Here is a 24,571-nt window from a genome sequence, read left to right as displayed (position 1 = left end):
TCGGCGGGCACCGGCATCTTGCACTCCGAGATGAACGATTCGACCACCGCTCCGGTGCGCTTCGTACAGATGTGGGTGCAGCCCGACGTGTCGGGCATCCCGCCGAGCTACCAACAGCATGAGATCGGCGACGAGCTGCTCGACGGCCGCCTGGCGACGATCGCCTCGGGCATGCCCGGGCACGACGCGGCCATCACCATCCACAACCGCTCGGCGGCATTGCACGGCGCTCGGCTGCGAAGCGGCGACGGCCTCGAGTTACCCGCGGCGCCCTACCTACATTTGTTCCTCGCGCGCGGCCGGCTGAACATGGCGGCCTTGGACGACGAGGCCGAACTGGCCGAGGGTGACGCGGTGCGGTTCACCGCCTCGGACGGCGTCCGGGTCACTGCCCACGAGCGCTCGGAGATTCTGGTCTGGGAGATGCACGCGGCGCTGGGCGGCTAACGCAGCCACGCTCAAGCTGCCCCTCGAACACACACCCGCGGCCTATGATCGGACGATGTCTGGCCTCCTCGATGCTGTCCTCGCAGCCCACGGTGGGCTGGACAGGTGGCGCGAATTCAGCACCATCGAGGCAACAATCATCAGCGGCGGCAAGTTGTGGGAGATCAAGGGCCAACCGCAAGATCCCACACCACGACGGATGACCGTTGCGCTGCAACACGAATGGGCATCGGTGCAGCCGTTTGGCGCGGCAGACCAGAAATCCGACTTCACACCGCAACGGATCGCGATCGAAAAGCTAGATGGCCGCGTGGTAAGTGAACGAGTCAACCCGCGGGACTCATTCGCCGGGCACGAATTGACAACACCGTGGGATCCCTTGCAGCGCGCCTACTTCAATGGCTACGCGCTGTGGACCTATCTGACCACCCCGTTCCTGATGACGTTGCCCGAATTCACGGTCAACGAGATCGATCCTGTCGAGGATCACGGCGAGCGCTGGTATGGACTACAAGCGCAATTTCCGGACCGGTACGCCAGCCACAGCCACCTGCAGGAGTTCTACTTCGGCAGTGACTTTCTGCTGCGCCGCCACGACTACCGCGTAGACGTCGCCGGCGGATTCGCCGCGATCCAATACGTCTACGACATGGTGGAGGCCGACGGAATCCTGCTGCCGTCCAAGCGCCGCGCGTACCGCTGCGACGCCGATGGTCGGCTCATGCCCGACGAGCTCATGGTGTCAATCGACATCAGCGACGTTCATCTGACATGAGGAGTTCTCGATCCGTGCGTGTTGGTTGGCTGGTATCGGTGCGCCGCCACTGATAGCCATCTTCGTCTTCGTAGTCGATCGTGATGCGCAGCTCATAACTCGGGTCGGTTGTCGTGTAGGCCATCACCGCATACTGATTCGGAGACAGCATGCGAGGCCACCGTTTGACAAGGTGACCTGCCAGGGTGTCTCGGACCGCTTGCTTGAGCACCGGCACCAGGTCGCTGCCGGGCTGATGACGATCGCTTGGCTGACCGGATCCGTCTCGCAGCGATTCGAACTGCACTACACGGACGGCCCGGTCGAAGGCCTGGTCGAACGGAACGTTTCGATTGGCTGGCCTGCAGCCGCCAAGCACTTCAAAACCGTTGGCGTCTAGCGCTGTAACGTCGACCGCAAGAATGGTGGTCATCGTGTTGCTTGCGTTGTCTATTCTGACCGTCCACCACACATCGCCGAACATCGGTATTCGACCGCGGGAAGGCACGACTTTTCGAGCCTGGGCCTCGATACGGTCCATGTGCACCCGGTGCAGCGCGTCCATCCGTTCTAAATGGTGTCGGTGTTCTTGGGAGGCTTTCCGGGGATCACGAATAACCGCGATGTACAGCGCGGTGAGCACGCCGATAGTGGTTGCCACCGCTCCGATCGCTTGAATTTCCTGAAGCCACAGCACCATTGCTTCCACCTTCCGATTTGCCTTGCGCGCTAATGCGTCGCAACGAACGTCAGAGCGTCGTCGGTCGTTGAAGCTCCCCCGTTGTCAGGAACCGATTCCCGGCCGCGTCGGGCGTGGGTAGTCGTCGTAGAACCCGGCGCCGGATTTGACTCCCAGCCGGCCTTGCTGAATGTAAGTGCGCAATAGCCGCCGTGGTCCTTCCGGGTACTCGGGGTGTTCGGTGCAATAGTGCTCTTCGATGTCCAGCACGACGTCCAGGCCGACCTGATCCATCATCCGGAAGGGTCCGGCGGAGCCGGTGTTGAGTTGGAACATCTGGTCGACGTCCTGTGGTGTGGAAACGCCTTCGGCGACGACCTCGAGACTTTCTCGCTTCACCGCTGCCCATACCCGGTTGAAGATGAAACCTGTACTCTCCTTGCGTGCTTCGAATGGGTAGAGCCCGAACTGCGGTAGCGTCGCCTTCACGAAGTAGATGACGTCGCGATCGGTCTGTCCGCAGGACATGATATCGACGGCGTTCTGTTTCGGCGGCATGTAGAAGTGAATGTTCAACACGCGCTCCGGATGGTGCACCTTGTCCAGGAACATCCGGCTGGCATAGGAAGACGAGTTGCTGGCCAAAATCGCGTCGGCGGCCGACAGCTCGTCGAGTTGTCCGAACATCTGCTTCTTCAGCTCGAGCCGTTCGGGAATCGCCTCGATGACCAGCCACGCGTTGCCGACGGCCTCGGCGAGGTCGGCCTCGGCGCGGACCTGGCCGGGGCTCACGCCCGGGAGTTGGTCGGCGAGTACCGGAAGCTCCTGCGTCACATAGTCGATCGCGGCGTCCCGTTGGGCTTCGGCGAGATCGTAGATCATCACCTGTGCGCCGTGTGCGGCGAAGATGAGCGCGATACGCCGTCCGAGTGTGCCGCCGCCGATGACGGCGACCGGGCGACTGGCGTAGTCGGTGGGTATGGTGAAACTCATTGGTGGCTCCTTGTTGTGTTACGCGGCGTCGGCCGCTGATTTGGATGGTGTGGGCGGGGTGGCGGCACTCGGTGGGAGCGCCTGGCGACCGGTGATGGTGAGTTGGCCCCGGTCCGTCGTCAGGAAGGTCGCTGTCCACGAAATGATCGTGGAGATCTTGCTTTTGAACCCGACGAGATAAGCCAGGTGCAGAAGCAGCCATGCCACCCAGGCCACGAAGCCGCCGATTTCCAGTCGGCCGACCTTGGCGACCGCTGAGAACCGCGAAACGGTGGCCATGGAGCCCTTGTCGAAATAGTGGAATGGTTCGCGCGCGGCACGGTGGAACGGTTCGCGTACGGCCGGGCTGACGGCGTCGAGTTCGGCCCTGATGGCGCGCGCCGCGTACCTTGCGCCCTGGATGGCGCCTTGGGCCATGCCGGGAACGCCTGGCACCGAGGCCATGTCACCGATGACGAAGACGTTCGGATGGCCGGCAACGGTCAGATCAGGTAACACAACCACGCGGCCCGACCGGTCGACTTCGGCGCCGGCCTGTTGGGCGATCTGCTGGCCCAACGGGCTGGCGGACACCCCGGCCGACCACACCTTGCAGGCGGATTCGATGCGACGGGTGGTGCCGTCGCGGTCCTTGACCGTCAATCCGTCACGGTCGACGTCGACGACCCTAGCTCCGAGCTGTATCTCGACACCCATCTTCTGCAGCCGCGCCTGAGCCTTATTGCCCAGGTTTGCGCCCATGGGCTGTAACACCGCAGAACCCGCATCGAGCAGGATCACCCGCGCCTGGGTCGAGTCGATATGGCGGAACGCACCTTTCATGGTTTGGGACGCCAGCTCGGCAATCTGCCCTGCCAGCTCCACTCCGGTAGGACCCCCGCCGATAACGGTGAACGTCAGCAGCTTCTCGCGGAGGGCCGGATCGCTGGACCGGTCCGCCAGCTCGAACGCGCCGAGGATACGCCCGCGCACTTCCAGCGCATCGTCGATGGTTTTCATGCCAGGCGCGAACTCCGCGAAATGGTCGTTACCGAAATAGGATTGGTCGGCCCCGGCCGCGACGATCAGGCTGTCGTAATCGGTACGGTAACGCTGACCGAGCAGATCAGCGACCACGTAGCGTCCGGCCAGATTGATCTCCACAACATCGCCGAGCAGCACGTCTGCATTGCGCTGGTTGCGAAGAACCTTCCTGGTGGCAGGGGCGATCTCGCCCTCGGACAGTATTCCTGTCGCGACTTGGTAGAGCAGCGGCTGGAACAGGTGGTGCTGGGTCCGAGCGATCATCGTCACGTCGACCGGCGCACCCTTGAGTGCTTTGGTCGCGGCCAGCCCACCGAAGCCTGAACCGATGACGACGACACGATGCCGCTGGGCAGTGCCCTTAGCGGTGGTGGCTACGACGCTCATGTTGGCCTCCCGCTGGGTAATTCGGCGTAGGCGATACCGGTGAGGTTGCCTTGCAGGGCGCGGATGGGTCGCTGACCGGATCCATCCAGGGCCGCAACCCACACGTTGCCGCCGAGGTCGGTGACGAACATCCGATCGTGAGCTGGATCCAAGGCGATGCCGATGCCCTCCATCAAGTGGGTCACCACGATCTCGGGTTCGGTGCCGCCGAGGGTGTCCAGTACCGCCCGATTGACGGTGTTGCCGTGTGGCGGGTCGCCACGGTCGGTCCAGTACAACGTCCGTGTAGCGTGTTCGATTTCGAGGTCAATCGGCTCGGGCAGGTCTTTGAACACCACCTCGATGTCGCTGCGGCTTGCTGCGGATTCCCCAGCGGGAACATCGATCCCGGCTCGCAGGATCTTGCCGAGTCCGGCATCACTGGGACCCTTCTGCGTCCAATACAGATGCCCGCCGACATGGTCGACAGCCACGCCCACGCACCATCTCGTCTCATCGCGGCGGTCCTCATCGTCCTGCCCGGTCTGGACAAGCGTCTCGATGTTCGACCCGTCAAGGTCGCAGCGCATCACCCGCATTCCCTCGCGGTCACCCCAGTACAGCTTGCGGCCGACGGCATCGAGGTGAAGCTGCTTGGGCGTGTAGGTGCCCCCGCTGGGAACGACCGTGGTGCGGTTGGATCCGTCAAGATCCACACGCTCGATCGAGCCATCGTTAGCCGGCGGCACCCCCATGTTGGTCCAGTAGATGTGTCCGGCTTCAACATCGACTGCCACGCCATCGGGGACGGCGCATCCGGTCACGATGACCGTCTTGTCAGAGCCGTCGGGATTGAGGGAGAACAGCCGTCCGCCACCGCTGGCTTCGAGCACGAACAGCTTTCCGGTCGTTTGCGTCATCGTTATGAGTCCTTTCAATCTGATGTAGAAGCGCGTCAACATGTTTGGCACGCCGTCGGTTTAGCTGGGTTGCTGACTCAGTGGCGTGACACCAGCGCGTAGCCGGCAAGACCGAACGTCGTTGGCACCATCGCCAGCACGCCATACAGTAGGTTCAGCATCGTTATATCCTTAGAACACAACACTTTCAGCTAGTTAACCCGAAGGATGACCCGTGCTCGGCTCGCACTGCCATCAGCCCGAACAGCATCTCGTCGCGCTCGGCAGCAAGCTCCTCGATCGACCGGCCGTCCGCCTCTTCGAGGACGCCCTGGACGATCTGTTGCTCAAGCTCGGGCGTTAATTCCGGATTGCCCAGTCCTGGCCATCCGGCGGCCATGCGCGGCATCAAGGTGTCCATGAAGTGCTGGATGCCGCCCTGGCCGCCGCCGAGGTGCCACAGCAGGTTGGGACCCATTACACCCCAACGCAATCCGGGACCCCACGACACCGCGTCGTCAGCGTCGGTTACGTCGAGCACCCCCTGGCTGATCAGGTAAACCACTTCCCGGTACAGCGCCGACTGCAGACGGTTGGCGACGTGGCCGGGCAGCTCCTTCTTCAAATGAATGGGCTTCTTGCCGATCAAGGCGTAGAACACCATCGCGTCGTGGATCGTCTCCGGGGCGGTCTTCGTCCCACCGACCACCTCTACAAGCGGAATCACGTGCGGCGGATTGAAGGGGTGACCGATGACGGTCCGCTCCGGACGCCGGCACTCGGCCTGCATCACGCTCATCGTGATGCCCGACGAGCTCGAGGCGATGATTGCCTCGGGGGGTGTGGCGTCGTCGATCTCGGCGAACAGCTTGACCTTCAGTTCCGGGCGCTCCGGCGCGTTTTCCTGAACGAAGTCGGCGTCCGCAAGGGCCGCTGCCATGTCGGAGGTGAACTTCAGGCGGTCCTGGGAGGCGCCGGGCGCGAGTCCCAGCGTCTTCACCCCCTCCCAGGAACCCTCGACGTAGGACCGCAGCGCCGCCTCGGCGCCCGGCGCGGGGTCGGTGGCCGTGACGTCGAAGCCGCGGGCGAGGTAATGCGTCGCCCAACTCGCGCCGATGGTGCCGGTACCGACGATTGCGATGCGGCGCACTGGCTTTTGTGAATTCATGATCGTTGCTCCTCTATTTCTATTGGTTGTCAGCGCCCGCGCCAGACGGGTGCACGTTTTTCGGCGAACGCCAGCGCACCTTCGTGCGCGTCCTCGCTGTCGAGCAGGCCGTGAGCGTCCTTGTCCTGTCGCTTGAACGCCTCGGCGTCATTGAGGCCCTGGGTTTCGCGCAGGACCTGCTTGACTCGCGCCAACGCGAGCGGCGCGTTGACGGCGATGCGCTTCGCCAGCCCTTGGGCCACAGTCAGTGCGGCCCCGGATTCGGTCAGCTCACTGACGAGCCCGTACTGCTTGGCATCGACGGCCGAAAGCGGCTCGCCGGTGAGCAGCACCTTGACGGCGACGTGGTAGGGGATGCGCTGCGGAAGGCGGATGACGCCGCCCTCGCCGGCGATGAGTCCCCGTTTCACTTCCGGGAGGCCGAATTTGGCGTCCTGGGCCGCGACGATCAGGTCGCAGGCCAAGGCCATCTCGAAGCCACCGCCGAGTGCCCATCCCTCGACGGCCGCGATCAGCGGCTTGTTCACCTCCGCTCGGGTGAGTCCGCCGAATCCACGACCGGGAAGGATCGGGGTCTGCCCGCCCGCGAATGCCTTCAGGTCCATGCCCGCGCTGAACGTCCCACCGGCTCCGGTGAGCACGCCCACCGACAGCGACGGATCGGAGTCCAGCAGATCCAGCGCGGCGGCCAGTTGAACGGCGACGTCGCGGCTGATGGCGTTGCGTTGTGCCGGCCGGTTGATGGTGATGGTAAGGACGCCGTCGCGGTGCTCGGTGAGCACCAGCTCGGTGGCTACTTCTGTGGTGGTCATTTCGTTGTCTCCTGTTCTGCTGCAACGGGAATCACTTTCTGTTCCCGGAGTTGATCGATCTCATCCGTGCTGAATCCCAGCTGCGTGAGGATCTCGGTGTTGTGCTCGCCATGCTCGGGTGCGCGCCGGGAAGGAACTCGGGCCAGCCCGCGCAGAGTGATCGGGTTGTTGACGGTGTACTCCAGGTCCCTGGCGCCTTCGATCGGCACGACGATGTCGGCGGCGCGCAGTTGCGGATCGGCCGCCGCCTCCTCCGCGGTCTGGATGACGCCGTAGGGGATGCGGGCTTCATCCAGAACCTCTTTCCAGTGCGCCAGCGGTTGCGCGCTGAATTCCGCGTCGAGCAGTTTGGCCAACTCCGCGGCGTGCTGGCTGATCGCGTCCGCGTCGCTGAAGCGTGGATCGGCAAGCAGGTCGGACCGTCCGATCGCGTTGGCCAACGCCGGCCATGCCGATCGCCTGGCGGCCAGCATGAACCAACGGCCGTCTCCGCTTTGGTACGGATTGGTCATCGCGTTGACCGGTGCGGTGCGGTCGTTCAACTCGTACGGCTTGCCGCCGGCCAGCGCCGCCGACACCAGGGTTCCGGTCGCCCACACTCCGGTCGCCAGCAGCGATGTGCCGACATTGGCGCCCCGCCCGGTGCGTTCGCGGTGATACAAAGCGGTCGTGATCGCCGCGTAAATCGCGGTGGCGGTCGTGTAATCACCGCTACCCCAAACTGGGGATGTCGGCGCCGCCCCCGCATCCCGGGTCGAGGCCAGCAACCCGCTGCGCGACCAGAAGGCTGTCAAGTCGAACCCTGGCAGCCGCGCATCCGGTCCGGCGTCCCCGAACCCGGTGATGTCGGCGTAGATGACCCGCGGGTTCCACGTCGACACCTCCTCGTAGCCCAGGTGCAGGCCCTCGCGGGTGCCATGCGGGAAGTTGGTGATCACCACGTCGGCCCACTCGACCAGACGCTTGAGGATCTCCGTCCCGCCCTCCGACTTGAGGTCGATCGCCATGCCGCGTTTGTTGCGGTTGGCCAAGTGCCAGCTGTAGTTTCCGGGCGCCGCCGGGCTCGGCGGGACCGAGCTGAGCAGCCGCTGCGGGTCACCCATCCCCGGCGCCTCGACCTTGATGACGTCGGCCCCGAAGTCCGACAGCATGGTTGCTGCGGCGGGTGCGGCGATAAAGCTCGCTATCTCAACGACTTTCAGGCCGGTGAACACGGATTGCGTTGGTTGCGTTGTCATGGTTGTCGTCTCCTTACACGAATGCGCTCAGGCCGGTGACGGACTTGCCGACGATCAGCGTCTGCATCTCGCGGGTGCCCTCATAGGAGTAGAGGGCCTCGGAGTCGGCAACAAACCGGCCGATGTTGTAATCCAGCACAATGCCGTTGCCGCCAAACAATTCCCGGGCCCAGTGGACGGTCTCGCGCATCCGCGATGTGCAGTAGGCCTTCGCCAGCGCGGACTGCTCGTCGCGGTACACGCCCTCGTGCTGCAGCTGGGACAGGCGCACCATCATCCCGGCGCATGCCGTGGCGTTGCCGAGCATCTTCACCAGCAGGTCCTGAACCATCTGGAACTTGCCGATCGGGCGACCGAACTGTGTGCGTTCCTTGGCGTACTGCAGTGCGAGCTCGTAGGCGGCGAACTGGACTCCCACCGCCTGCCACGCCACACCGCTACGGGTCCGGCGCAGGATTTCGGCGGCGTCCCTGAACGAGTTCGCGTTCTGCAACCGGTTGGCTTCCGGAATCCGGCATTCGTCCAGCACGATGTCGGCGTTCTGCACGATCCGTAGCGCGAACTTGTTCTCGATCTTCGTCGCGGTGAACCCGGGAGTGCCCTTCTCGACCACGAAGCCCAGCACCTTGTTGGTCTCGACGTCGCGGGCCCACACCACCACCAGGTCGGCGAACGTGGCGTTACCGATCCAGCGCTTCGCGCCGTTGAGCACCCACTCGTCACCGTCACGGCGGGCCGTGGTCTCCATGCCGCCTGCCACGTCCGAACCGCCGTGCGGCTCGGTCATCGCGAACGCGCCGATCTTCTCGAAGCGGCTCATGGCCGGCAGCCAGCGGCGCTTCTGTTCCTCGGACCCGCAGGTGATGACGGTGCCCATCGCCAGCCCCGAATGCACTCCGAAGAACACGGAGAGCGACGGATCGGCATGCGCCATCTCCATCGAGGTGATACCCGTCATGAGGTTGCTCGGCGCGGGCTCCGACGAATCGGGATCGGCCCAATCCAGCAGGCCCAACTTCGCGAACCCCTTGACGAGCTCGTGCGGGAACTCGGCGCGCGCCCAGTAGTCCTCGACGATCGGCGCAGCCTCGGTGCGAAAGAATTCGCGGATACGGTGGACCTTCTCCCGCTCCGAATCCGACAGCAGCTCCTCGTAGGAGTAGAAATCGGCCGGCAGCAGCCCACTTTCCAGATAGGGCTGGCGCGGCGTCGGCAACTTCACTTCGACGGTCATGGTGTTCTCTCTTTCAGTGGTTGGTGAGTTCTCACCCTTGGGGCCGGTGGCTGATTCGCCGGTCGGTCTGTCTGCCGGGCCATGTATCCACCATCGGCGCACTGCAGATGAGTTCGGGATACCGCGTTTATCCCCGGTACTGGCAGGGACAGGCTCAGCGGTGGCGGCGTGGTGGGCGCGTACTCGCAACGGCTTTCGCAAATGCGTTGTGCACGTGAGTCTTAACCTTGTGCAGCGATAGGTGCAGCTGGGCTGCGACGGTGTGGCTACTTTCCGGGTCAGCCGGAATCAGACATCCTGGCGTCCGAGGAGTGCCGCGACCGCTAACTCGGCCATCGCGATCTCGGGTTCCTCGCCGGTGATGAACTCGGCGTACAGGAAAGATTCGACGATCCGGACGATGAGGTAGGCCAAGTCACGCAGCGGAAGTGGTGACCGTAGGTTGCCCTGTGCGACCTCGTCATTCAGCATGGCCTCGATGGCGCCCACGAGACGCGCCTGAACCGTGCCGGCCCCGGTGGTGAGAATTCTCAGCGCACGTTCCGGCTCTCGCCGCAAAAACTCCCGAAGGTAGTCGGCTTGGTCGACCATGGCCGCGAAGCGACCGATCGCGCCGGTGATGCGCTGTGCGCCGTGGCCGTCGGAGGCCTCGACGGCCGCGGCGAGGGCGGGCTCCGCCAGTGACCACAGAATCTCCCCGAGCAGTTCGTCGCGGCCGCCGACCCAGCGAAACAGGGTCGCGCGGTTCACGCCCAGCTCGGCAGCCAGTTCCTGCATCTCGATGCGGCGCCCGGCCATGAACCACCGCCGGGCAACCCGAAACGCGTCCAACGCGTCAGGCTTGCGCTCCTCCGCCAACATGCGGGCTAGCGGTGTTTCGGCGATCGTGCACCTCCTCGGGCTATGCAGCAGACTACCAAACGTTGCGTGAAGCCACGCGTTCGAACGCTGGGATGCGGTGCTAGCAATGACGCGCATGACCCATTCAATTAGCCTAGTTCAAACCGGATTACAGCTATTCACGATTCGGGTCCCATTCCGTAGTATCGCCGATACGGCCAGCTCAGTGTGAGATCAATCTCTTATTAGTCGCATTTATGCAACATTCTGGCGATACGTTGCATACTGTTGTGGAACGGGCGTAGACCCCGATCGAACCTGAGTAAAGGAGTGTTGCTATGCCCGTGCTTGATCGTTTTCGTATCGACGACCGCGTCGCCGTCGTCACCGGCGCGTCCAGTGGGCTCGGAGTCGCGTTCGCGCAGGCTCTGGCTGAGGCGGGCGCCAACGTGGTGCTCGGCGCCCGGCGCATCGACCGCTTGGAGGACACCCGTGCGCTGGTCGAGGCCGCAGGCCGAAGGGCCGTCGCGGTGCGTACGGATGTGACCGACCCCGGCGACTGCCACGCTCTGGTGCGCGCCGCGATGGACGAATTCGGGCGGGTGGACATTCTGGTGAACAACGCCGGGGTCGGAACGGCGGTGCCGGCCACTCGCGAGACGCCCGAGCAGTTCCGGTCGGTCATCGACCTCAATCTCAACGGCTGCTACTGGATGGCGCAGGAATGTGGCCGCGTGATGCAGGCGGGCAGCTCGATCATTAATGTCAGCAGCGTGCTGGGCTTGACCACCGCAGGTCTGCCGCAGGCCGCCTACGCGTCCTCCAAGGCGGGGTTGATCGGGCTGACCCGAGATCTCGCCCAGCAATGGACGGGGCGCCGGGGCATTCGCGTAAACGCAATCGCCCCGGGCTACTTCGCATCCGAGATGACCGACCAGTTTGAGCCCGAGTACTTCGACTCGACGATCGTGCCCCGCACACTGTGCCGGCGCCTGGGTGAGCCCGAAGAACTCAGCGCCGCACTGCTATTCCTCGCCAGCGACGCCAGCAGCTACATCACCGGAATCACGCTGCCCGTCGAAGGCGGGATGCTGACCAACTAGGGAGCCGTTCGTGAAGCAACTCAGCGGAATAGACGCGACGTTTCTGTACATGGAGACGCCGACAACCTTCGGACATGTCACGGGGCTGATGATCTTCGAGCGGCCCAGTGCGGACTACGACCCATTCGCGGCCGTCTATGCCAAGTACGCCTCTTTGGTGGGCGTGTTGGAACCGCTGCGCCGCCGCCTCGTCGAGGTGCCATTCGGGCTCGACCATCCGTACTGGGTGGCCGACCCCAACTTGGATCTCGACTTCCATATCAGGGAGATCCATCTGGCCAGGCCGGGCATGGTCGACCAGCTGGCCGACCAGGTCTCCCGTATTGTCGGTCGCCCCATGGATCGGACGCGTCCACTATGGGAGGTCTACGTCATCGACGGCCTGCACAGCGGGCGCTGGGCGCTGCTCACCAAGTACCACCACGCCACCATCGACGGCGCCGCCGGGCAGCTCATGCTGAAGATCCTGACCGATCCCGACGCCGACGCCCCACCGCCGGGCGAGAGTCCCCCGTGGGACGCCGAGTCTCTGCCGGGCACCGTAGATCTGTTGCGACGCACGGCAACCCGGCTGGCCCTAAATCCCGTCAAAGCATTGCGGGTTCAAGCGCGGCTGGTTCGCAAGGTTGCTGACACCGCAGGTGTCAACAGCGTCAGCAGTGCGGCGAGCCAGGCCGGGGCGGCGGTCAAGGCTATTGCCCGCCTCGGCCGCGCCGACGGGCCGCGCATCGCTTTACCGACCACGCAGGCGCCGCCGACTCCGTGGAACAGGTCGATCACGGGCCACCGCCGATTCGCCATGCGGACAACGTCTTTGGAGAATGTCAAGGCGCTCAAGAACGCCACCGGAGGCACGGTGAATGACATCGTGATGGCGATCTGCGCCGGCGGGCTTCGCCAATACCTGCTGTCTCATGACGCGCTGCCCGATCGTCCGCTGCGGGCCATGGTGCCGGTGTCCATCCGTACCGGCGAGGAGGAAGACCCGTGGACCAACCGTGTCTCGGGCTTGGTCGCAGAGTTGCCCACCGACTGCGCCGACCCGCTGGACCGTGTCGCCCGATGCAGCGCAGCGATGCGCAACGCGAAGCGCACCCTCGACATGGTGCCGGCCGACGAGCTCGTCGACCTCACCCAGTTCTCCGCGCCGGTGCTGGCAACCTCGGCCGTGCGACTCGCGTCGCGGCTGAGGTTAGCCGACCGGATGGCTATGCCGTTCAACCTGGTGATCTCCAACGTGCCCGGGCCGCGCGAGCCGGTGTACTTCGCGGGCGCGCAGCTGTGCCATCAGTTCCCGGTGTCGATCGTCACCGACGGACAGGGACTCAACATCACGGTGGTGAGTTACCTCGACCGACTCGACTTCGGCTTCATCGTCGACCGCGACCTGGTGCCCGACGTGTGGGACCTCGCCGACATGCACATCGACGAGATCGGCCGGCTGTTCGAAGCCAGCGGAGCGGAATGGGTGCAACCCCCGCAACCGCCTCACCCACGACGCGGGCGTGTCGTGCGCGCCGAGACCGACGACATCTGCTGAACAGCAGTTGTCCGGCAAAGAGGTGTCGCGAGGGTCTGGAGGCCTGGCCAGGCGCGACTGAGACCATCGTGCTCGCGCACCGATGAGGATGGCAATTCCTCCAGTGCCCGCGCGGACTGACTGTCCGGCTCGGCGTGATAGATCAGCAGGTGCTGCCCAGATCTTTGTTGCGTGGCCTAACGCCACAGTCACGGCCGCCTGTTTGCGAGCAGCGGCGGAATGGCAGGCACGTCGGGTGCATTGACGATGTCGTCGAGGGTCAGCTTGAAGCTGTCGGGGTAGGCGGCGGGGTCGGCCCGCCGCGCGGGTTCGCTTGTGCGCCAACAGTATAGGCATTGCTGGCATTGCAATACATCCCACACGCCGGGGACCGGAGAGGTGTAGAGCTGCTCAATCGTGTCGAATGCGCAGCGCGGGCAGACCACGTTGGTAGGCATAGCGTTCCTTTCGAATTGGGTTAGCGGTCGGCGGCGAGCTGTTGGAGTTTGGTAAGCCACTGCCCCATCTCGGGAAGGTCGTGGACTTGATTGCCGTAATTGCCCCGATGGTCGGGCTCGACGGGAGTGGTGGCGTCGATGATGAGCTTGTCGACGATGCCGGGGGTATCGGCTTGCGGTGCCAGCGCAAGAATCGGCATGTTGGGTACCTGGATCAGGTCGCCGGCCGGGTTCATCTTCGTCGACAGCGCCCACATCACCTGCGGCAAGTTGAACGGGTCGACCTCCTCGTCGACGACGATCACCGTGGCCGCGTATCCGAGCCCGTGCGGTGTGGTGAGCACCCGCATTCCAACCGCCTTGGCGAAGCCGCCGTAGCGTTTCTTGGTGGACACGATCACGACCAGGCCGTGGGTGTACATGGCGTTGACCGCCTGTACCTCCGGGAAGTCCTTCTTGAGCTGTTCATACAGCGCCACGCAGGTGTTGGCGGCCATCAGATAGTCGATCTCGGTCCACGGCATCCCCAGGTAGAGGTGCTCAAATATGGGGTTGTCGCGGTAGGAGATGCGGTCGATGCGGATCACGGTCATGTTGCGTCCGCCGGAGGAGTAGCCGGTGAATTCGCCGAAGGGACCTTCGATCTCACGCTTGCGTCCCTCGATGACCCCTTCGATGACGACCTCCGAACCCCAGGGCACCGGCAGGCCGTGCAGTGGTGATTTCGCAATCGGGGCTGGTTCGCCGCGCAGCGCGCCGGCCAGTTCGTATTCGTTTTGGTCGTACTCCATCGGTGTGGAGGCGACGATGGAGATCACCGGGTCGTTGCCGAGCGTGATGGCGATCGGCAAGTCGTCGCCGACCTGTTCGGCCTTGCGTAGGTGCTGGGCGATGTCGTGCATCGGTACCGGCTGCAGCGCAAGTTTCCGCTTGCCTTTGACTTCGATGCGGTAGATGCCGACGTTCTGCTTGCCGGAGTTCTCCGGATCCTCGGGGTCCTTGGACACCACCGCCGCTTTGTCGATGTAGAACCCGCCGTCGCCATCGTTGAGCCGGATCAGCGGAAGCACCTCGAAGATGTTGACGTCGTCGCCGGTCTGGGTGTTGTGCGCCCACGGCGGGTCGTCCCGCCACACGGGCTGCACCGGGAACTTCGCCCAGCGGGCAACGAACTCGTCGACCTGGGCCTTGACGCCGGTGTCTTTGGGCAATCCGAGCGCAAGGGCGTGGTTGGCCCAGGATCCGTGCACGTTCATCGCAATCCGCGCATCGGTGAATCCCTTGACGTTGTCGAAGTACAGCGCCGGGGCGTTATCGCCCAGCCGTGGCGCGGCGTTGGCGGCGGCGGCGATATCCGGTTCGGGCATCACCTCTTCGGTGATTCGCACAAGCTGTCCCTGCTCGTCGAGTGCTTTCAGGAACTGGCGCAGGTCGTCGTAGGCCATCGGATATGTCCTTACGTGTGAAATCAAGCAACAGTGTGGATTTCGCGCGCGCCGCGCATGCCGCCCCAGCGTTTGGCATCGGGCGCAGGCAGGTCGAATTGGTCGAGGATCCGTACCACCAGGTGGTCGACGAGTTCGTCCACCGATTTCGGGTGGTTGTAGAACGCGGGCATCGGCGGCACGATCTGCACGCCTTTGCGCGCCAATTCGAGCATGTTCTCCAGGTGGATCTCGCTCAGCGGAGTCTCACGCGGGACCAGGACGAGCTTGCGGCCCTCTTTGAGCACGACGTCAGCCGCCCGACCCACCAGCCCTTCGGCATACCCGACGCGGATGCCGGCCAGCGTCTTCATCGAGCACGGGACGATCACCATTCCGTCGGTGCGAAATGAGCCCGATGAGATCGTCGCACCTTGGTCCTCGGGGCCGTGAACGACGTCCGCGAGCTTGCCCACCTCAGCCACCGACATCCCGGTCTCCAGTTCGATGGTGGTGCGCGCCCACCGGCTTAACACCAGGTGCGTGTCGACGTCGGGCATCTTCGCAAGGTGCTCCAACAACCTGATCCCCAGCTGCGCGCCAGTCGCTCCGGTCATCCCCACAATCAGTCTCATGATGGTCACTTCCAGTCGTAGTGTTGTCCTTCGAGCCATCAGGTGAAAGCTGGTTTCCTCGCCGACGCAACCCTTCTGGGACGTCATTGACGGATTTGGGTTTAGCCGGGATCGTCAGTCGGGCTAGGGGTTTGCCGTTACAAAGCGGTGCAGCTCCGCCGGCTCGTCACCGACGATCGACATGCTCAGCCGTCTCCGTCGTTTCAGCTCCCAGGGCCAGGTCATGAGCGCCCAAACCGCGCCAACAATAGCGACCTCTGCCAAGACGTAGAACGGCCACGGTCCCAAGAAGTCCAGCATTGAGGCGTTGGCGGGTTTCCTGTTGAGAAAACCGTAGTCGGATCCCGCGAATGTGTTGAAGCTCAAGGTGAACGCCCCCCATGCCAGGGTTGTGATGACTGCGAACCGGTAGCTACGCCAGCCCGGCTGCATCCTGCTCCCCCGGGTCAAATAGATGGCCGCCCAGACAACGAGCAGGTGTAGCCCAAAGAACGTGAGGAAACTGTGGCTCGGGAAGTCTGGCGCGTTGAGATCCGGCGTGATCAACGCCTGTGAACTTAGGGGCAGACCCCAGTAATAGGTGAGGGTGAAAGCCCACTTCCGCCGCGTCCACAACGCGTAGGCCGCCGTGAGTTCGGCGAGATCGCACAGTTGCAGCGGCACCGAATGGTCGATGGCTGGCTGGACCAGTTTGTACACCAGAGCCACGCTGAATATCGCTATAGTCAGAGCCGCCAGCACGCGGCCGAAGAGCCGGGCCTGAGATTCGGTCTGCCGGCGTCCGATCCATACCAGCGCGGCGGACCCGATCGCGAAGACCACCAGCACCGTCAAATGTGATAGGCCGTAGGCGGCGAACTGCCGCGTCGCAGAGATCGGCGCCAAATCGGCCGACGACAGTGTGATGGTCATGGCATGCTCTCTGTTCGTTGATCAGTGAAGGCTGTTGCCTTCGCGAGGCTGGCTGGCGAACTAACTCGCCACTGGACCACGCCTTGCGTCGACCATCGCCGCATTGACGGTCAGATCGGGATACCGCGTTTATCCCCTGTACCGGCAGGGACACTATTAAGCTCGAACGATGGCCACGCAGGCCAACGCGCTGGGTGACTTTCTACGTGCGCGACGGCAGCAGGTGCATCCCGAGGATGTCGGGCTGGTTCCTGGCGCGCGCCGACGTGTCGCAGGTTTGCGCCGCGAAGAGCTGGCATTGCTGGCGGGCATCAGCGCCGAGTACTACCTGCGACTAGAGGTAGGCCGAGACAAGAACCCGTCGCCTCAGGTGGTCGACGCCCTCGCGCGGGCTCTGCGGCTAGACACCAGAGCCAGGGAGTATCTGCACGCCCTGGTTACCGCGCCCGGGGGGAGTACCCCGGAGCTGGAAGCAAGCGCTTACGCATTAGCCGAGGTGATCGATGAGTTCTTGGTGCCGGCCATTCTGTCCAACAGGTACCAAGACGTCTTGGCGGCAAATCCGCTTGCCCGCGCCCTGTCACCGGGGTTCGCACCAGGACAAAACTTCCTGCGCTGGCGCCTGCTCGATCCCGCCGCCCGCGAGCTCTACGTAAATTGGGACGAGGCGACCGAGACGGCGGTGAGTGGATTACGGGAACTCAGCGGTCCTTGTCCCAACGATGCTCGCATGCGGGAGTTCGTTGCTGAATTGTCCTCAGTGAGCGCACGTTTCCGCGAGCTGTGGTCCCGTGCGGAGGTTGGCTACCGCTTGGGAGTCCACCACATGCGTCATCCGCTAGTCGGCGAGCTTTACCTTTACCGGCACCGGCTCAACGCTCCGTATCCCGGTGGGGACCACGTGGTGATGTATCGCGCCGACCCCGGTAGTGACTCCGCCCGGGCGCTCGACAAGCTGCGATCCCTGGCGGCCGAAACCAGCGCTTCTTCCAGCGCAGATGCCGAAGCGATCCGCGGCACTGGCAGGGAATAAGCTCGTGGCGCTGAAAGCCACGGCGAGCCCGGCAGCGACTCCGCCAGAGCGCTAGAGGAACTCCGGTCCTAGCTGTTGCCGCTACATTGCGTCCGTGCTGGTCAATGCCGGCCTGGGGCGGCTTTGAACCCTCTGAGGCCACCAAAACCACGGGCCGAGCAGCCGGGCGAGCGGCATCACCAGGAATAGGCGGACGATCAGCATGTCGAAAATCAATCCGAGACAGATCGTTGAGCCTGCCTGGCCAATATTTATGACATCGCTGGAAAGGAGCGCAAGCATTGTGCCCGCAAGGACAAAGGCCGCCGTGATTACCACGTTTCCCGAGCCGGCCATCGCCCGGATCAGCCCAGTCTTGATGGCGGCGCCAAGTTCCTCTCAGTAACGTTGCTGAATAGTCGGCCGGTGTTTCGCCGCTTGAGCTTGGCGTTCACAAAAGCCCACCTTTGATCTGGTGGAAGCTAGCTCGCCCGGCCCGAGGCTAAGCTCCGCAACATTTCTTGGCGTTTGCTGGCAGCAGCGTACATCGCCTCCGTTGATGGCTTGGTGAAATCGGCAAATTGTTAAGCAAGTGAGCCCGATCCTGTCCCTGCCAGTACCGGGGATCAATGCGGCATATCCACCGGGTCCGCAGTGCGCCGATGGTGGACACATGGCCGGCTAAGCGGCCTTCGGCAAACCATCGAAGAGGGAGGACGCCATGACTGTCAGCGTGACGTCACCTGCGCCACCCGACGGGACCGGGCAGCAACATCGGTTCGTGGCCATCGGTTTCGGTTTCGGTGGGCTGGTCGCGGCGAAGGCACTCAAGCATGCGCAGTTGAACATCACTGACGCCCTGGTGTTTTTGGTACGCATTACTGCACAGGGCACATCGCGTCTTGCCCATCAAACGTCGCTCTGGGTTCAGCTGATCCCAGCGGCCGCAGCGGTTGGCATCACGGTGGGCGCGCTCATGACACTGTCTGTTGTCGCCGATAAGCGCAACAAAAATTTTGTGGCTCGATCTGGTTCCTGGCGGACACGGCGAATCGAGCACGCCCGCAACACCCTGATGACGATTTTTGTCGGCAGTGCTAAAGCCCTGGCTCCCTATGGTTTACGACGTTCGCGACCGATGGCGAAAGGCTGGTTGTGATCATGTTATTTACGGCGTTGCGGGACATGCAGTGGCGCAGGTGGCGCTTCGCGATCGCGATAGTGGTCACGGCCCTGGTGTTCGCGATGACACTCGTTCTCACCGGTCTCGCAAACGGATTCCGGGTGGAGGACGAGCGCACGGTCGACGCCCTCGGCGTCGACATGTTCCTGATCAAATCCGGTGCGAACGGCCCATTCCTGGGCTCCGCGCCCTTCCCGGAGGCAGAACTGAAAAAGGTCGCCGGCGCACCGGGCGTTGTGGCCGCGGCGCCACTCGCGTACAAGGGGGCGACATTCAAAAGCGGCGACTCGACGCACCCAGCGGCCATGTTCAGCGCCCCTGCGGGCGGTCCGGGTATGCCGACCATGTCCCTAGGCAGGGCGCCGTCGAGCCCCGACGAGCTGGCGGTGTCGAGCACGATCGGTCGCAGGATTGGCGAAAAGCTCGAGGTCGGTTCGCGCAAGATGCTGATCGTCGGCATCGTGAACAATTCCACCGCGTTGGCAAAGACACCCAACCTCTTCGTGACGACCGAGGGCGCACAACAACTGGAATACGGCGGGCAGCCGCTTATCTCATCGATCGGGATCCGCGGCACACTCTCGCAGGTCCCCGACGGCTACCGAATTGCCGACCGCACAGTTGCGGTCGACGACCTGATGCGACCCACCAAGATTGCGGTCCAGGCAATCAGGATCGTGGCGGTTCTGCTGTGGATCGTTGCGGCCTTGATCGTTGGCGGCGTCGTCTACTTGTCCGCGTTGGAGCGTATGCGTGACTTTGCGGTATACAAGGCGATCGGCGTCGCGACGCGATCGATCCTGGGCGGCCTGGTGCTGCAGGCGATCGTCGTCGCGGTCCTTGCGGCCGCCTTCGGGGCGGGACTTTCGCGCCTGCTCGCACCCCTATTCCCAATGGACGTCATCGAGCCCGCTGCCGCCTATCCACTACTAGCGGTAATCGCCGTCGGGGTGGGTCTGCTGGCCAGCGCCACGGCAGTCCGCCAGGCTGCCACCGTCGATCCCGCACACGCATTTGGAGGTCCCTAACCATGATCGGTCTAAGCGCGCAGAACCTCGTCGTCGAATACGCCAACGGCGGCAATGCAATCCGCCCCATCGACGGCTTGAACCTTGAACTCGAAGCCGGCTCGCTTAACATCCTGCTCGGCCCCAGCGGCTGCGGGAAGACGACATTGCTGTCCTGCCTGGGCGGCCTGCTGACACCCACCTCTGGCCGAATCACCATCGGCGACCTGGACGTGACCGCGCTTAACCGCCGCGCGAAGTCCGATTACCGACGCCGCAAGGTGGGCATCGTGTTTCAGGCATTCAACCTCGTGCCCAGCCTCACAGCGCTGGAGAACGTGATGGTGCCGCTCCGTGCGGCCGGGCACTCACGCCGGTCGGCGCGCAAGCGCGCCGAGGAACTGCTGACCCGGGTCGGTTTGCAGGACCGAGTGACTCATCGCCCAGGTGATCTCAGCGGCGGTCAACAACAACGGGTCGCGGTGGCCCGCGCAATCGCACTGGATCCGCCACTGATTTTGGCCGACGAGCCCACCGCCCATCTGGACTACCTCCAAGTCGAGGAGATCCTCAAGCTGATCCGCGACCTGGCCGACGGCGAGCGCATAGTCGTGGTGGCCACCCACGACTCGCGACTGCTACCGCTGGCCGATCGTGTCATCGAGATGGTGCCGGCCAACGCGTTGGTCAACCGCGCACCCGAAACCATTCGCCTGCAAGCCGGAACGGTCATGTTCGAACAAAACACCCTGGCTGATCTGATCTATATCGTCACCGAAGGTGAACTCGAGATCCTGCGCGCGCGAAAGGGCGGTGGCCATGACGTGCTGCGGGTCGCCAAAGCCGGTGACTACTTCGGCGAGATCGGCCCGCTGTTCGGCCTGCCCCGGTCGGCGACCGTGCGCGCCCGCACCGACGCGGCGGTAGTCGGCTACAACGTCCCCGCCTTCCGAAAGCGCCTGGGCTCCTCAGCTGGACCCGGCCTAATCCAGGGGCGCGAGCTGGCCATCGATTAAGTAGGCGCGGGCCGGTGACGTGGCCTGACAAATATCGCGGCGTGAGCGCCAATACCGCGACCGGCGTCATAGGGTGGGCGCGGACGAACAGGAGCCCGTATGTCTGAATCGCAAGCCCGTCACGCAGCACCTGACGCCACCCCTTCGCTCCCGGCTGAAGCCGGCCTTTCCGGACTGGCCAACCCGAAAGCAACGCGGACGGTGCGGTTCTGGACCGTCCCGATCGTGATCACGCTGGCCGTGCTGGCGGCGCTGGCCGCCTTCTATCTCGGCGGAATCTTGAACCCGATGACCAACCTGCGGCATTTCCCGATCGCGGTGGTGAACGAGGATGCCGGGCCCACCGGCGCGCAGGTCGTCAAGGGAATGCTGTCCAGTTTTGACACCGACGCATACGACGTCCGCGTGCTAGGCCACGACGACGCCAAGCACCAACTCGATACCGCGCAGATTTACGGCGTCGCGGTGATCCCCCCGAACTTTTCCTCCAAACTGCAGGCCTATGCGAAAAGCGCGGTCAGGCCGGGCCGCGTCGAGCGCCCGATCATCGTCGTCTCCACAAATCCGCGAGCAGGCACGCTAGGGGCCAGCATTGCCGGCCAGACGCTGGATCGGGCCGTCACGCTGATCGACCGACGGGTGGGCGAACGGCTTTCGCAGGAAGTTGCGCAACAGTCGGGTCCAGGGCCAATGCCCGCCGCGGTGACGTTGATGCTGGCCAATCCCATCCAGGTCGAGTCCGCCGTGCACAACGTGCTACCGGACGGGACCGGAAATGGCCTGTCCGCGTTCTACTATGCGCTACTGCTGCTGTTGGCCGGGTTCATTGGAAGCATGGTGGTCACCATGCTGGTGGACTCGATGCTCGGTTTCGTACCAGCCGAATTCGGTCCGGTCTATCGGTTCGCCGAACAAGTGAAGATATCGCGATTCTGCACGCTGCTGATCAAGTGGGCGTTGATCGTGGTGCTGGCGTTGCTGACGTCGGGCGTGTACATGCTGATCGCCGCCCAGCTCGGTATGCCGATTCAACACAGCTTGCCGCTATGGCTTTACGGGGCATTCGCGATCGCGGCGGTTGGCATCACGTCCACGTCGCTGATCGCGATACTGGGCGCAGTCGGTCTGCTGGTGAGCCTCTTCATGTTCGTGATCTTGGGGTTGCCGTCGGCGGGTGCCACCGTGCCATTGCAAGCCGCGCCGCAGTTCTTCGGGTGGCTGGCGAAGTTCGAGCCGATGCACCAAGTCTTTCTCGGCGCGCGGGCGCTGCTGTACCTCGACGGCCAGGCCGACGCCGGATTGTCGCAGGCGCTGATGATGACCGCCATCGGCCTGGTGATCGGTCTGCTGCTGGGCGGCGTCGTCACCTACATCTACGATCGCCGGGGCTATCACCAGATTCCGCCGGGGCTGGAGGCCTCCACTGAGGCGACGAGCGCGCCGGAGTAGCCTCGTCGCGCTCGGCGCAAATGGCCGGCGGCCGAACGTAATTGGACCGCGCCTAAACCGTCACACGACTGTTATTCAAGTTTACTGCGTTATCCCTGCGGTTGATGTTGTGCTGGTTGTACCAACTTTCGCGCCGAAAGGGCAACCGTGCCGTCTCTCGCCGCCGCCTTCCGGCGGACCGCAGCCTGCTGCGCCGTGATGACGCTGTCCCTGACGCTGGCCACCAGCACCGGGCAGCCGGTCGCACGCGCCGAGGCCCGCGATCTGTTGGCCAATGCCATTGCCAATACCCAAGGTTCCTACCTGGTGTACAACTTCGGCGGTGGGCATCCGGCGCCGATGCTCAACGCCGGCGGTAGCTGGTATGACGACAGTAGCGGTGGCCACCTGATGATCATCAAGGCTGCCTCGCAACGGCTTTCACCACATCTGCTGGTGGACAGCCATAGCGGTTACCAGGCACGTTGTGAACGCAATCCCGGGGCGCGCACCGGCGACGGGTTGATGCAAGCCTCGGAGACCTACGCCCCAGTGCAGGCCTGGCAGGTGATGGGCCAGCCGACGATCGCCATCAACGCCAACTTCTTCGACGTCCGCGGGCAGAAGTCCGGCTCGTGGCGGTCCACCGGGTGTAGTTCACCGCTGGGAGCCTATGTCGACAACACTCGCGGCGAGGGCCACGCCAATCAGGCGGTCACGGGCACGATTCCCTATGCGGGCAAACAAGGCTTGTCCGGCGGGGGCGAAAACTGGAGTTCATTGGCAACGATGATCCTCCCGACCCATGGTGCGCCGTCGGTGCTGTGGCCCAGGGGCGGCCGGGACGGACATGACTACGACGCCGCCACCTCGGTCGTCACCGGCTTGGTCGACCGCGGCGAGTCGTTCGTCGCGGTGAGCGGGCTCGGGCTGTTATCCCCAGGCAATACCGGCCAACTCCGCGACGGCGGTCCCAGCGCCGCGCGCACGGCTCTTGCCTATTCGAAACCCCGAGACGAGATGTATGTGTTCCAAGGAGGCAGCTACACGCCGGACAACATCCAGGACCTGTTCCGCGCCTTGGGCAGCGACAACGCTGTCCTGCTCGATGGCGGCGGGTCGTCGGCGATCGTGCTGCGCCGCGACACCGGTGGCATGTGGGCCGGGGCCGGCGTCCCGAAGGGGAATTGCGATACCCGCCAAGTACTTTGCGACTCGCACGAGCGCTCACTTCCCAGCTGGCTCGCGTTCAACTAGGCTCGGCTCCGACGCGGGTCGCCGGCTTGTCGGGCCCGAACCGGAAGATCAGCAGGCTGACCGCAACCACCGCGGCGGCCAAGGCGATCACCGGAGCCACGGTGAACCGCGACATCGTGGCACCAACGATGGCACCTCCGCACATCGCGAAAATGACGCTGTAGCGCAGCTTTTCGCGTTTACCCGTGCCGCCGGCCAGCCTGCTGTCGACACCGATACCGACGACCGTCGACGTCAGCACGGTGGTGCTGAGCTCCTGAATGCCGAATTGGCGCGCCGTGGCGTTCTGCACGCCGAATGTTATTGCCAACCGGGCGATCAGAAGAAGTTTGGTGTTGGCGTCATAGCTCAGCACGCCCGTGCCGGCCAGGATCGACAAGGCCGCTAACACGACCACCTCGACGCCCAGCGACGTGGTGAGCCACCGGCGGGTCTGGGCGCCGAGATGTCGGGCCAACCGGCCACCGATTACGGTGCCGGTGAGGAAACTAACGAACGCAACGATCGCGGCGGTCAGATCAACGCCCGCCCGGGGGACGAACCAGAAGCCGAGGAAGATGATGTTCCCGGTCATGTTCGCGACGAAGACGTGACCGAGCACCAGCACGCTGATCGCATCCACCAGCCCGGTCGCGAAGGTCAACAGCAACAACGCGGCGACCGTCAGTCGGTCCGATACCGGCGAGGCCATCACGCCAGCGGCCATGTCGTTAGGTCTGCGGGGTGAGTTCCAGCGAGGTGATGGTCGTCATCCTGGTGACCAGCCATCGCGCATGGTCGCGTTTCAAGACCAGCCGATAGGACAGGTACTTCAGCGATGGCATCTCTTTGGTGGCCGGAGTGGTGGACGCGGTGTTGGTGTAGACGATGGCGGTGGCATCCGTGCCGTTCAGTGATTCCACTGCGGCCCCGGTGATTACCGTGCTGTTGGTGACTTTCGCCTGTTTGTTGGGCGCGACGATCGCATCAAGGAATTTGCGGTACTGGGCCTCGAAATCGCCGCTGAGATACTTCGCCGACCGGTCGGCAAGCGTATCCATATTTTCCGGTGTGTAGGTCCACAGCGTGGTGATGGCGTTGGCCGCGGTCCGCGCGATCTGCAGCTTGGTGTTCACGGTGGCGCGAGCAACCAGATACGGCTGGACCATCGCCGCTGCAAAAGCC

At 63.9% G+C, this 24,571-nt stretch carries 23 protein-coding genes and 3 pseudogenes; 10 read left to right on the top strand and 16 right to left on the bottom strand.

Features of this window, described 5'->3' with window-relative positions; genetic code table 11:
* Both VKI00_RS27080 and VKI00_RS27075 read left to right on the top strand, forming a co-directional pair.
* Positions 1 to 447: pseudogene (locus VKI00_RS27080) on the top strand (pirin family protein); the annotation flags it as partial.
* 55 nt (positions 448 to 502) lie between these two features.
* Positions 503 to 1,222, top strand: coding sequence for a hypothetical protein (locus VKI00_RS27075; RefSeq protein WP_324443729.1), 720 nt, complete (start codon positions 503 to 505; stop codon positions 1,220 to 1,222).
* Here VKI00_RS27075 and VKI00_RS27070 read toward each other — a convergent pair.
* The 9 genes from VKI00_RS27070 to VKI00_RS27030 form a co-directional block, all read right to left on the bottom strand.
* On the bottom strand, positions 1,200 to 1,901 hold the full coding sequence (locus tag VKI00_RS27070) for a hypothetical protein (protein ID WP_324443728.1): 702 nt from the start codon (positions 1,899 to 1,901) through the stop codon (positions 1,200 to 1,202). The two genes, VKI00_RS27075 and VKI00_RS27070, sit on opposite strands and share 23 nt — an antisense overlap.
* 84 nt (positions 1,902 to 1,985) lie before the next feature.
* Positions 1,986 to 2,873: a 3-hydroxyacyl-CoA dehydrogenase family protein gene (locus VKI00_RS27065; RefSeq protein WP_324443727.1), complete on the bottom strand. Its 888-nt coding sequence runs from the start codon at positions 2,871 to 2,873 to the stop codon at positions 1,986 to 1,988.
* An 18-nt stretch (positions 2,874 to 2,891) separates the two neighbouring features.
* Positions 2,892 to 4,283, bottom strand: a complete 1,392-nt coding sequence (locus tag VKI00_RS27060) for an NAD(P)/FAD-dependent oxidoreductase (protein WP_324443726.1) — start codon at positions 4,281 to 4,283, stop codon at positions 2,892 to 2,894.
* Positions 4,280 to 5,182, bottom strand: a complete 903-nt coding sequence (locus VKI00_RS27055; RefSeq protein WP_324443725.1) for a 3-hydroxyacyl-CoA dehydrogenase — start codon at positions 5,180 to 5,182, stop codon at positions 4,280 to 4,282. Before VKI00_RS27055 ends, VKI00_RS27060 begins: the two co-directional genes overlap by 4 nt.
* Positions 5,183 to 5,369: 187 nt before the next feature.
* Complete coding sequence (locus VKI00_RS27050; RefSeq protein WP_324443724.1) at positions 5,370 to 6,329, bottom strand: 3-hydroxyacyl-CoA dehydrogenase NAD-binding domain-containing protein; 960 nt, start codon at positions 6,327 to 6,329, stop codon at positions 5,370 to 5,372.
* A gap of 29 nt (positions 6,330 to 6,358) precedes the next feature.
* Positions 6,359 to 7,141: a crotonase/enoyl-CoA hydratase family protein gene (locus tag VKI00_RS27045; protein WP_324443723.1), complete on the bottom strand. Its 783-nt coding sequence runs from the start codon at positions 7,139 to 7,141 to the stop codon at positions 6,359 to 6,361.
* Positions 7,138 to 8,379, bottom strand: coding sequence for a CaiB/BaiF CoA-transferase family protein (locus VKI00_RS27040; RefSeq protein ID WP_324443722.1), 1,242 nt, complete (start codon positions 8,377 to 8,379; stop codon positions 7,138 to 7,140). Before VKI00_RS27040 ends, VKI00_RS27045 begins: the two co-directional genes overlap by 4 nt.
* Positions 8,380 to 8,392: 13 nt before the next feature.
* A complete protein-coding gene (locus VKI00_RS27035; RefSeq protein ID WP_324443721.1) occupies positions 8,393 to 9,613 on the bottom strand; it encodes an acyl-CoA dehydrogenase family protein in 1,221 nt (406 codons plus the stop codon).
* A 288-nt stretch (positions 9,614 to 9,901) separates the two neighbouring features.
* The gene (locus VKI00_RS27030) at positions 9,902 to 10,474 is read right to left on the bottom strand and encodes a QsdR family transcriptional regulator (RefSeq protein WP_324443720.1); all 573 of its coding nucleotides are present in this window, start codon (positions 10,472 to 10,474) and stop codon (positions 9,902 to 9,904) included.
* Positions 10,475 to 10,791: 317 nt separating this feature from the next.
* Between VKI00_RS27030 and VKI00_RS27025 the strand changes: the two genes are divergently transcribed.
* The gene (locus VKI00_RS27025; RefSeq protein WP_324443719.1) at positions 10,792 to 11,556 is read left to right on the top strand and encodes an SDR family NAD(P)-dependent oxidoreductase; all 765 of its coding nucleotides are present in this window, start codon (positions 10,792 to 10,794) and stop codon (positions 11,554 to 11,556) included.
* Positions 11,557 to 11,566: 10 nt separating this feature from the next.
* Positions 11,567 to 13,096 (top strand): wax ester/triacylglycerol synthase family O-acyltransferase, encoded by a 1,530-nt coding sequence (locus VKI00_RS27020; protein ID WP_324443718.1) that lies wholly within the window; start codon positions 11,567 to 11,569, stop codon positions 13,094 to 13,096.
* Between the two features lie 188 nt (positions 13,097 to 13,284).
* Here the strand turns inward: VKI00_RS27020 and VKI00_RS27015 are convergent, their stop codons facing one another.
* The 4 genes from VKI00_RS27015 to VKI00_RS27000 all read right to left on the bottom strand — a co-directional run bounded on the left by VKI00_RS27015 (position 13,285) and on the right by VKI00_RS27000 (position 16,504).
* Positions 13,285 to 13,533 carry a non-oxidative hydroxyarylic acid decarboxylases subunit D gene (locus VKI00_RS27015; RefSeq protein ID WP_324443717.1) on the bottom strand — a complete coding sequence of 83 codons (249 nt, stop codon included), beginning with the start codon at positions 13,531 to 13,533 and terminating at the stop codon, positions 13,285 to 13,287.
* A gap of 20 nt (positions 13,534 to 13,553) precedes the next feature.
* On the bottom strand, positions 13,554 to 14,978 hold the full coding sequence (locus VKI00_RS27010; RefSeq protein WP_324443716.1) for a non-oxidative hydroxyarylic acid decarboxylases subunit C: 1,425 nt from the start codon (positions 14,976 to 14,978) through the stop codon (positions 13,554 to 13,556).
* 23 nt (positions 14,979 to 15,001) lie between these two features.
* Entirely contained in the window at positions 15,002 to 15,592 is a 591-nt protein-coding gene (locus tag VKI00_RS27005; RefSeq protein WP_324443715.1) for a non-oxidative hydroxyarylic acid decarboxylases subunit B, read from the bottom strand.
* Positions 15,593 to 15,715: 123 nt separating this feature from the next.
* Positions 15,716 to 16,504, bottom strand: a complete 789-nt coding sequence (locus tag VKI00_RS27000) for a TIGR02206 family membrane protein (protein ID WP_324443714.1) — start codon at positions 16,502 to 16,504, stop codon at positions 15,716 to 15,718.
* 169 nt (positions 16,505 to 16,673) lie between these two features.
* Here VKI00_RS27000 and VKI00_RS26995 point away from each other — a divergent pair, with 169 nt between their 5' ends.
* Positions 16,674 to 17,537, top strand: coding sequence for a helix-turn-helix transcriptional regulator (locus VKI00_RS26995; protein ID WP_324443713.1), 864 nt, complete (start codon positions 16,674 to 16,676; stop codon positions 17,535 to 17,537).
* Between the two features lie 81 nt (positions 17,538 to 17,618).
* Here the strand turns inward: VKI00_RS26995 and VKI00_RS26990 are convergent.
* Positions 17,619 to 17,915 (bottom strand): annotated as a pseudogene (locus VKI00_RS26990) (MMPL family transporter); the annotation flags it as partial.
* A 322-nt stretch (positions 17,916 to 18,237) separates the two neighbouring features.
* Between VKI00_RS26990 and VKI00_RS26985 the strand changes: the two are divergent.
* From VKI00_RS26985 to VKI00_RS26965, 5 genes are all read left to right on the top strand, one after another.
* Positions 18,238 to 18,675: a hypothetical protein gene (locus VKI00_RS26985; protein ID WP_324443712.1), complete on the top strand. Its 438-nt coding sequence runs from the start codon at positions 18,238 to 18,240 to the stop codon at positions 18,673 to 18,675.
* A 2-nt stretch (positions 18,676 to 18,677) separates the two neighbouring features.
* Positions 18,678 to 19,727, top strand: a complete 1,050-nt coding sequence (locus VKI00_RS26980; RefSeq protein WP_324443731.1) for an ABC transporter permease — start codon at positions 18,678 to 18,680, stop codon at positions 19,725 to 19,727.
* Between the two features lie 2 nt (positions 19,728 to 19,729).
* A complete protein-coding gene (locus VKI00_RS26975; protein WP_324443711.1) occupies positions 19,730 to 20,722 on the top strand; it encodes an ATP-binding cassette domain-containing protein in 993 nt (330 codons plus the stop codon).
* Between the two features lie 99 nt (positions 20,723 to 20,821).
* On the top strand, positions 20,822 to 22,171 hold the full coding sequence (locus VKI00_RS26970) for an ABC transporter permease (protein WP_324443710.1): 1,350 nt from the start codon (positions 20,822 to 20,824) through the stop codon (positions 22,169 to 22,171).
* Positions 22,172 to 22,369: 198 nt separating this feature from the next.
* Positions 22,370 to 23,407 carry a phosphodiester glycosidase family protein gene (locus VKI00_RS26965; RefSeq protein ID WP_324443730.1) on the top strand — a complete coding sequence of 346 codons (1,038 nt, stop codon included), beginning with the start codon at positions 22,370 to 22,372 and terminating at the stop codon, positions 23,405 to 23,407.
* On the opposite strand, the gene VKI00_RS26960 is transcribed toward VKI00_RS26965, so the two are convergent.
* Positions 23,400 to 24,113, bottom strand: a complete 714-nt coding sequence (locus VKI00_RS26960; protein WP_324443709.1) for a YoaK family protein — start codon at positions 24,111 to 24,113, stop codon at positions 23,400 to 23,402. The genes VKI00_RS26965 and VKI00_RS26960 overlap by 8 nt on opposite strands.
* Positions 24,114 to 24,117: 4 nt before the next feature.
* Positions 24,118 to 24,571: pseudogene (locus VKI00_RS26955) on the bottom strand (mammalian cell entry protein); the annotation flags it as partial.

The sequence above is a fragment of the Mycobacterium sp. genome (genome assembly GCF_035314665.1).
In the GTDB taxonomy this organism is placed as follows: domain Bacteria; phylum Actinomycetota; class Actinomycetes; order Mycobacteriales; family Mycobacteriaceae; genus Mycobacterium.
The sequence above is the reverse complement of the archived record's forward strand: the minus strand, read 5'-3'. Positions and strand labels throughout refer to the sequence as shown.

Excerpts from the sequence above, each read along its gene's own strand:
- VKI00_RS27035 (WP_324443721.1), bottom strand. The coding sequence starts at position 9,613 with ATGACCGTCGAAGTGAAGTTGCCGACGCCGCGCCAGCCCTATCTGGAA.
- VKI00_RS27050 (WP_324443724.1), bottom strand. The coding sequence starts at position 6,329 with ATGAATTCACAAAAGCCAGTGCGCCGCATCGCAATCGTCGGTACCGGC.
- VKI00_RS27015 (WP_324443717.1), bottom strand. The coding sequence starts at position 13,533 with ATGCCTACCAACGTGGTCTGCCCGCGCTGCGCATTCGACACGATTGAG.
- VKI00_RS27005 (WP_324443715.1), bottom strand. The coding sequence starts at position 15,592 with ATGAGACTGATTGTGGGGATGACCGGAGCGACTGGCGCGCAGCTGGGG.
- VKI00_RS26995 (WP_324443713.1), top strand. The coding sequence starts at position 16,674 with ATGGCCACGCAGGCCAACGCGCTGGGTGACTTTCTACGTGCGCGACGG.
- VKI00_RS27025 (WP_324443719.1), top strand. The coding sequence starts at position 10,792 with ATGCCCGTGCTTGATCGTTTTCGTATCGACGACCGCGTCGCCGTCGTC.
- VKI00_RS27000 (WP_324443714.1), bottom strand. The coding sequence starts at position 16,504 with ATGACCATCACACTGTCGTCGGCCGATTTGGCGCCGATCTCTGCGACG.
- VKI00_RS26975 (WP_324443711.1), top strand. The coding sequence starts at position 19,730 with ATGATCGGTCTAAGCGCGCAGAACCTCGTCGTCGAATACGCCAACGGC.
- VKI00_RS27010 (WP_324443716.1), bottom strand. The coding sequence starts at position 14,978 with ATGGCCTACGACGACCTGCGCCAGTTCCTGAAAGCACTCGACGAGCAG.
- VKI00_RS27055 (WP_324443725.1), bottom strand. The coding sequence starts at position 5,182 with ATGACGCAAACGACCGGAAAGCTGTTCGTGCTCGAAGCCAGCGGTGGC.
- VKI00_RS27075 (WP_324443729.1), top strand. The coding sequence starts at position 503 with ATGTCTGGCCTCCTCGATGCTGTCCTCGCAGCCCACGGTGGGCTGGAC.
- VKI00_RS26965 (WP_324443730.1), top strand. The coding sequence starts at position 22,370 with ATGACGCTGTCCCTGACGCTGGCCACCAGCACCGGGCAGCCGGTCGCA.
- VKI00_RS27030 (WP_324443720.1), bottom strand. The coding sequence starts at position 10,474 with ATGTTGGCGGAGGAGCGCAAGCCTGACGCGTTGGACGCGTTTCGGGTT.
- VKI00_RS27045 (WP_324443723.1), bottom strand. The coding sequence starts at position 7,141 with ATGACCACCACAGAAGTAGCCACCGAGCTGGTGCTCACCGAGCACCGC.
- VKI00_RS26980 (WP_324443731.1), top strand. The coding sequence starts at position 18,678 with ATGTTATTTACGGCGTTGCGGGACATGCAGTGGCGCAGGTGGCGCTTC.
- VKI00_RS27065 (WP_324443727.1), bottom strand. The coding sequence starts at position 2,873 with ATGAGTTTCACCATACCCACCGACTACGCCAGTCGCCCGGTCGCCGTC.
- VKI00_RS26960 (WP_324443709.1), bottom strand. The coding sequence starts at position 24,113 with ATGGCCGCTGGCGTGATGGCCTCGCCGGTATCGGACCGACTGACGGTC.
- VKI00_RS27070 (WP_324443728.1), bottom strand. The coding sequence starts at position 1,901 with ATGGTGCTGTGGCTTCAGGAAATTCAAGCGATCGGAGCGGTGGCAACC.
- VKI00_RS26970 (WP_324443710.1), top strand. The coding sequence starts at position 20,822 with ATGTCTGAATCGCAAGCCCGTCACGCAGCACCTGACGCCACCCCTTCG.
- VKI00_RS27060 (WP_324443726.1), bottom strand. The coding sequence starts at position 4,283 with ATGAGCGTCGTAGCCACCACCGCTAAGGGCACTGCCCAGCGGCATCGT.
- VKI00_RS27040 (WP_324443722.1), bottom strand. The coding sequence starts at position 8,379 with ATGACAACGCAACCAACGCAATCCGTGTTCACCGGCCTGAAAGTCGTT.
- VKI00_RS26985 (WP_324443712.1), top strand. The coding sequence starts at position 18,238 with ATGACTGTCAGCGTGACGTCACCTGCGCCACCCGACGGGACCGGGCAG.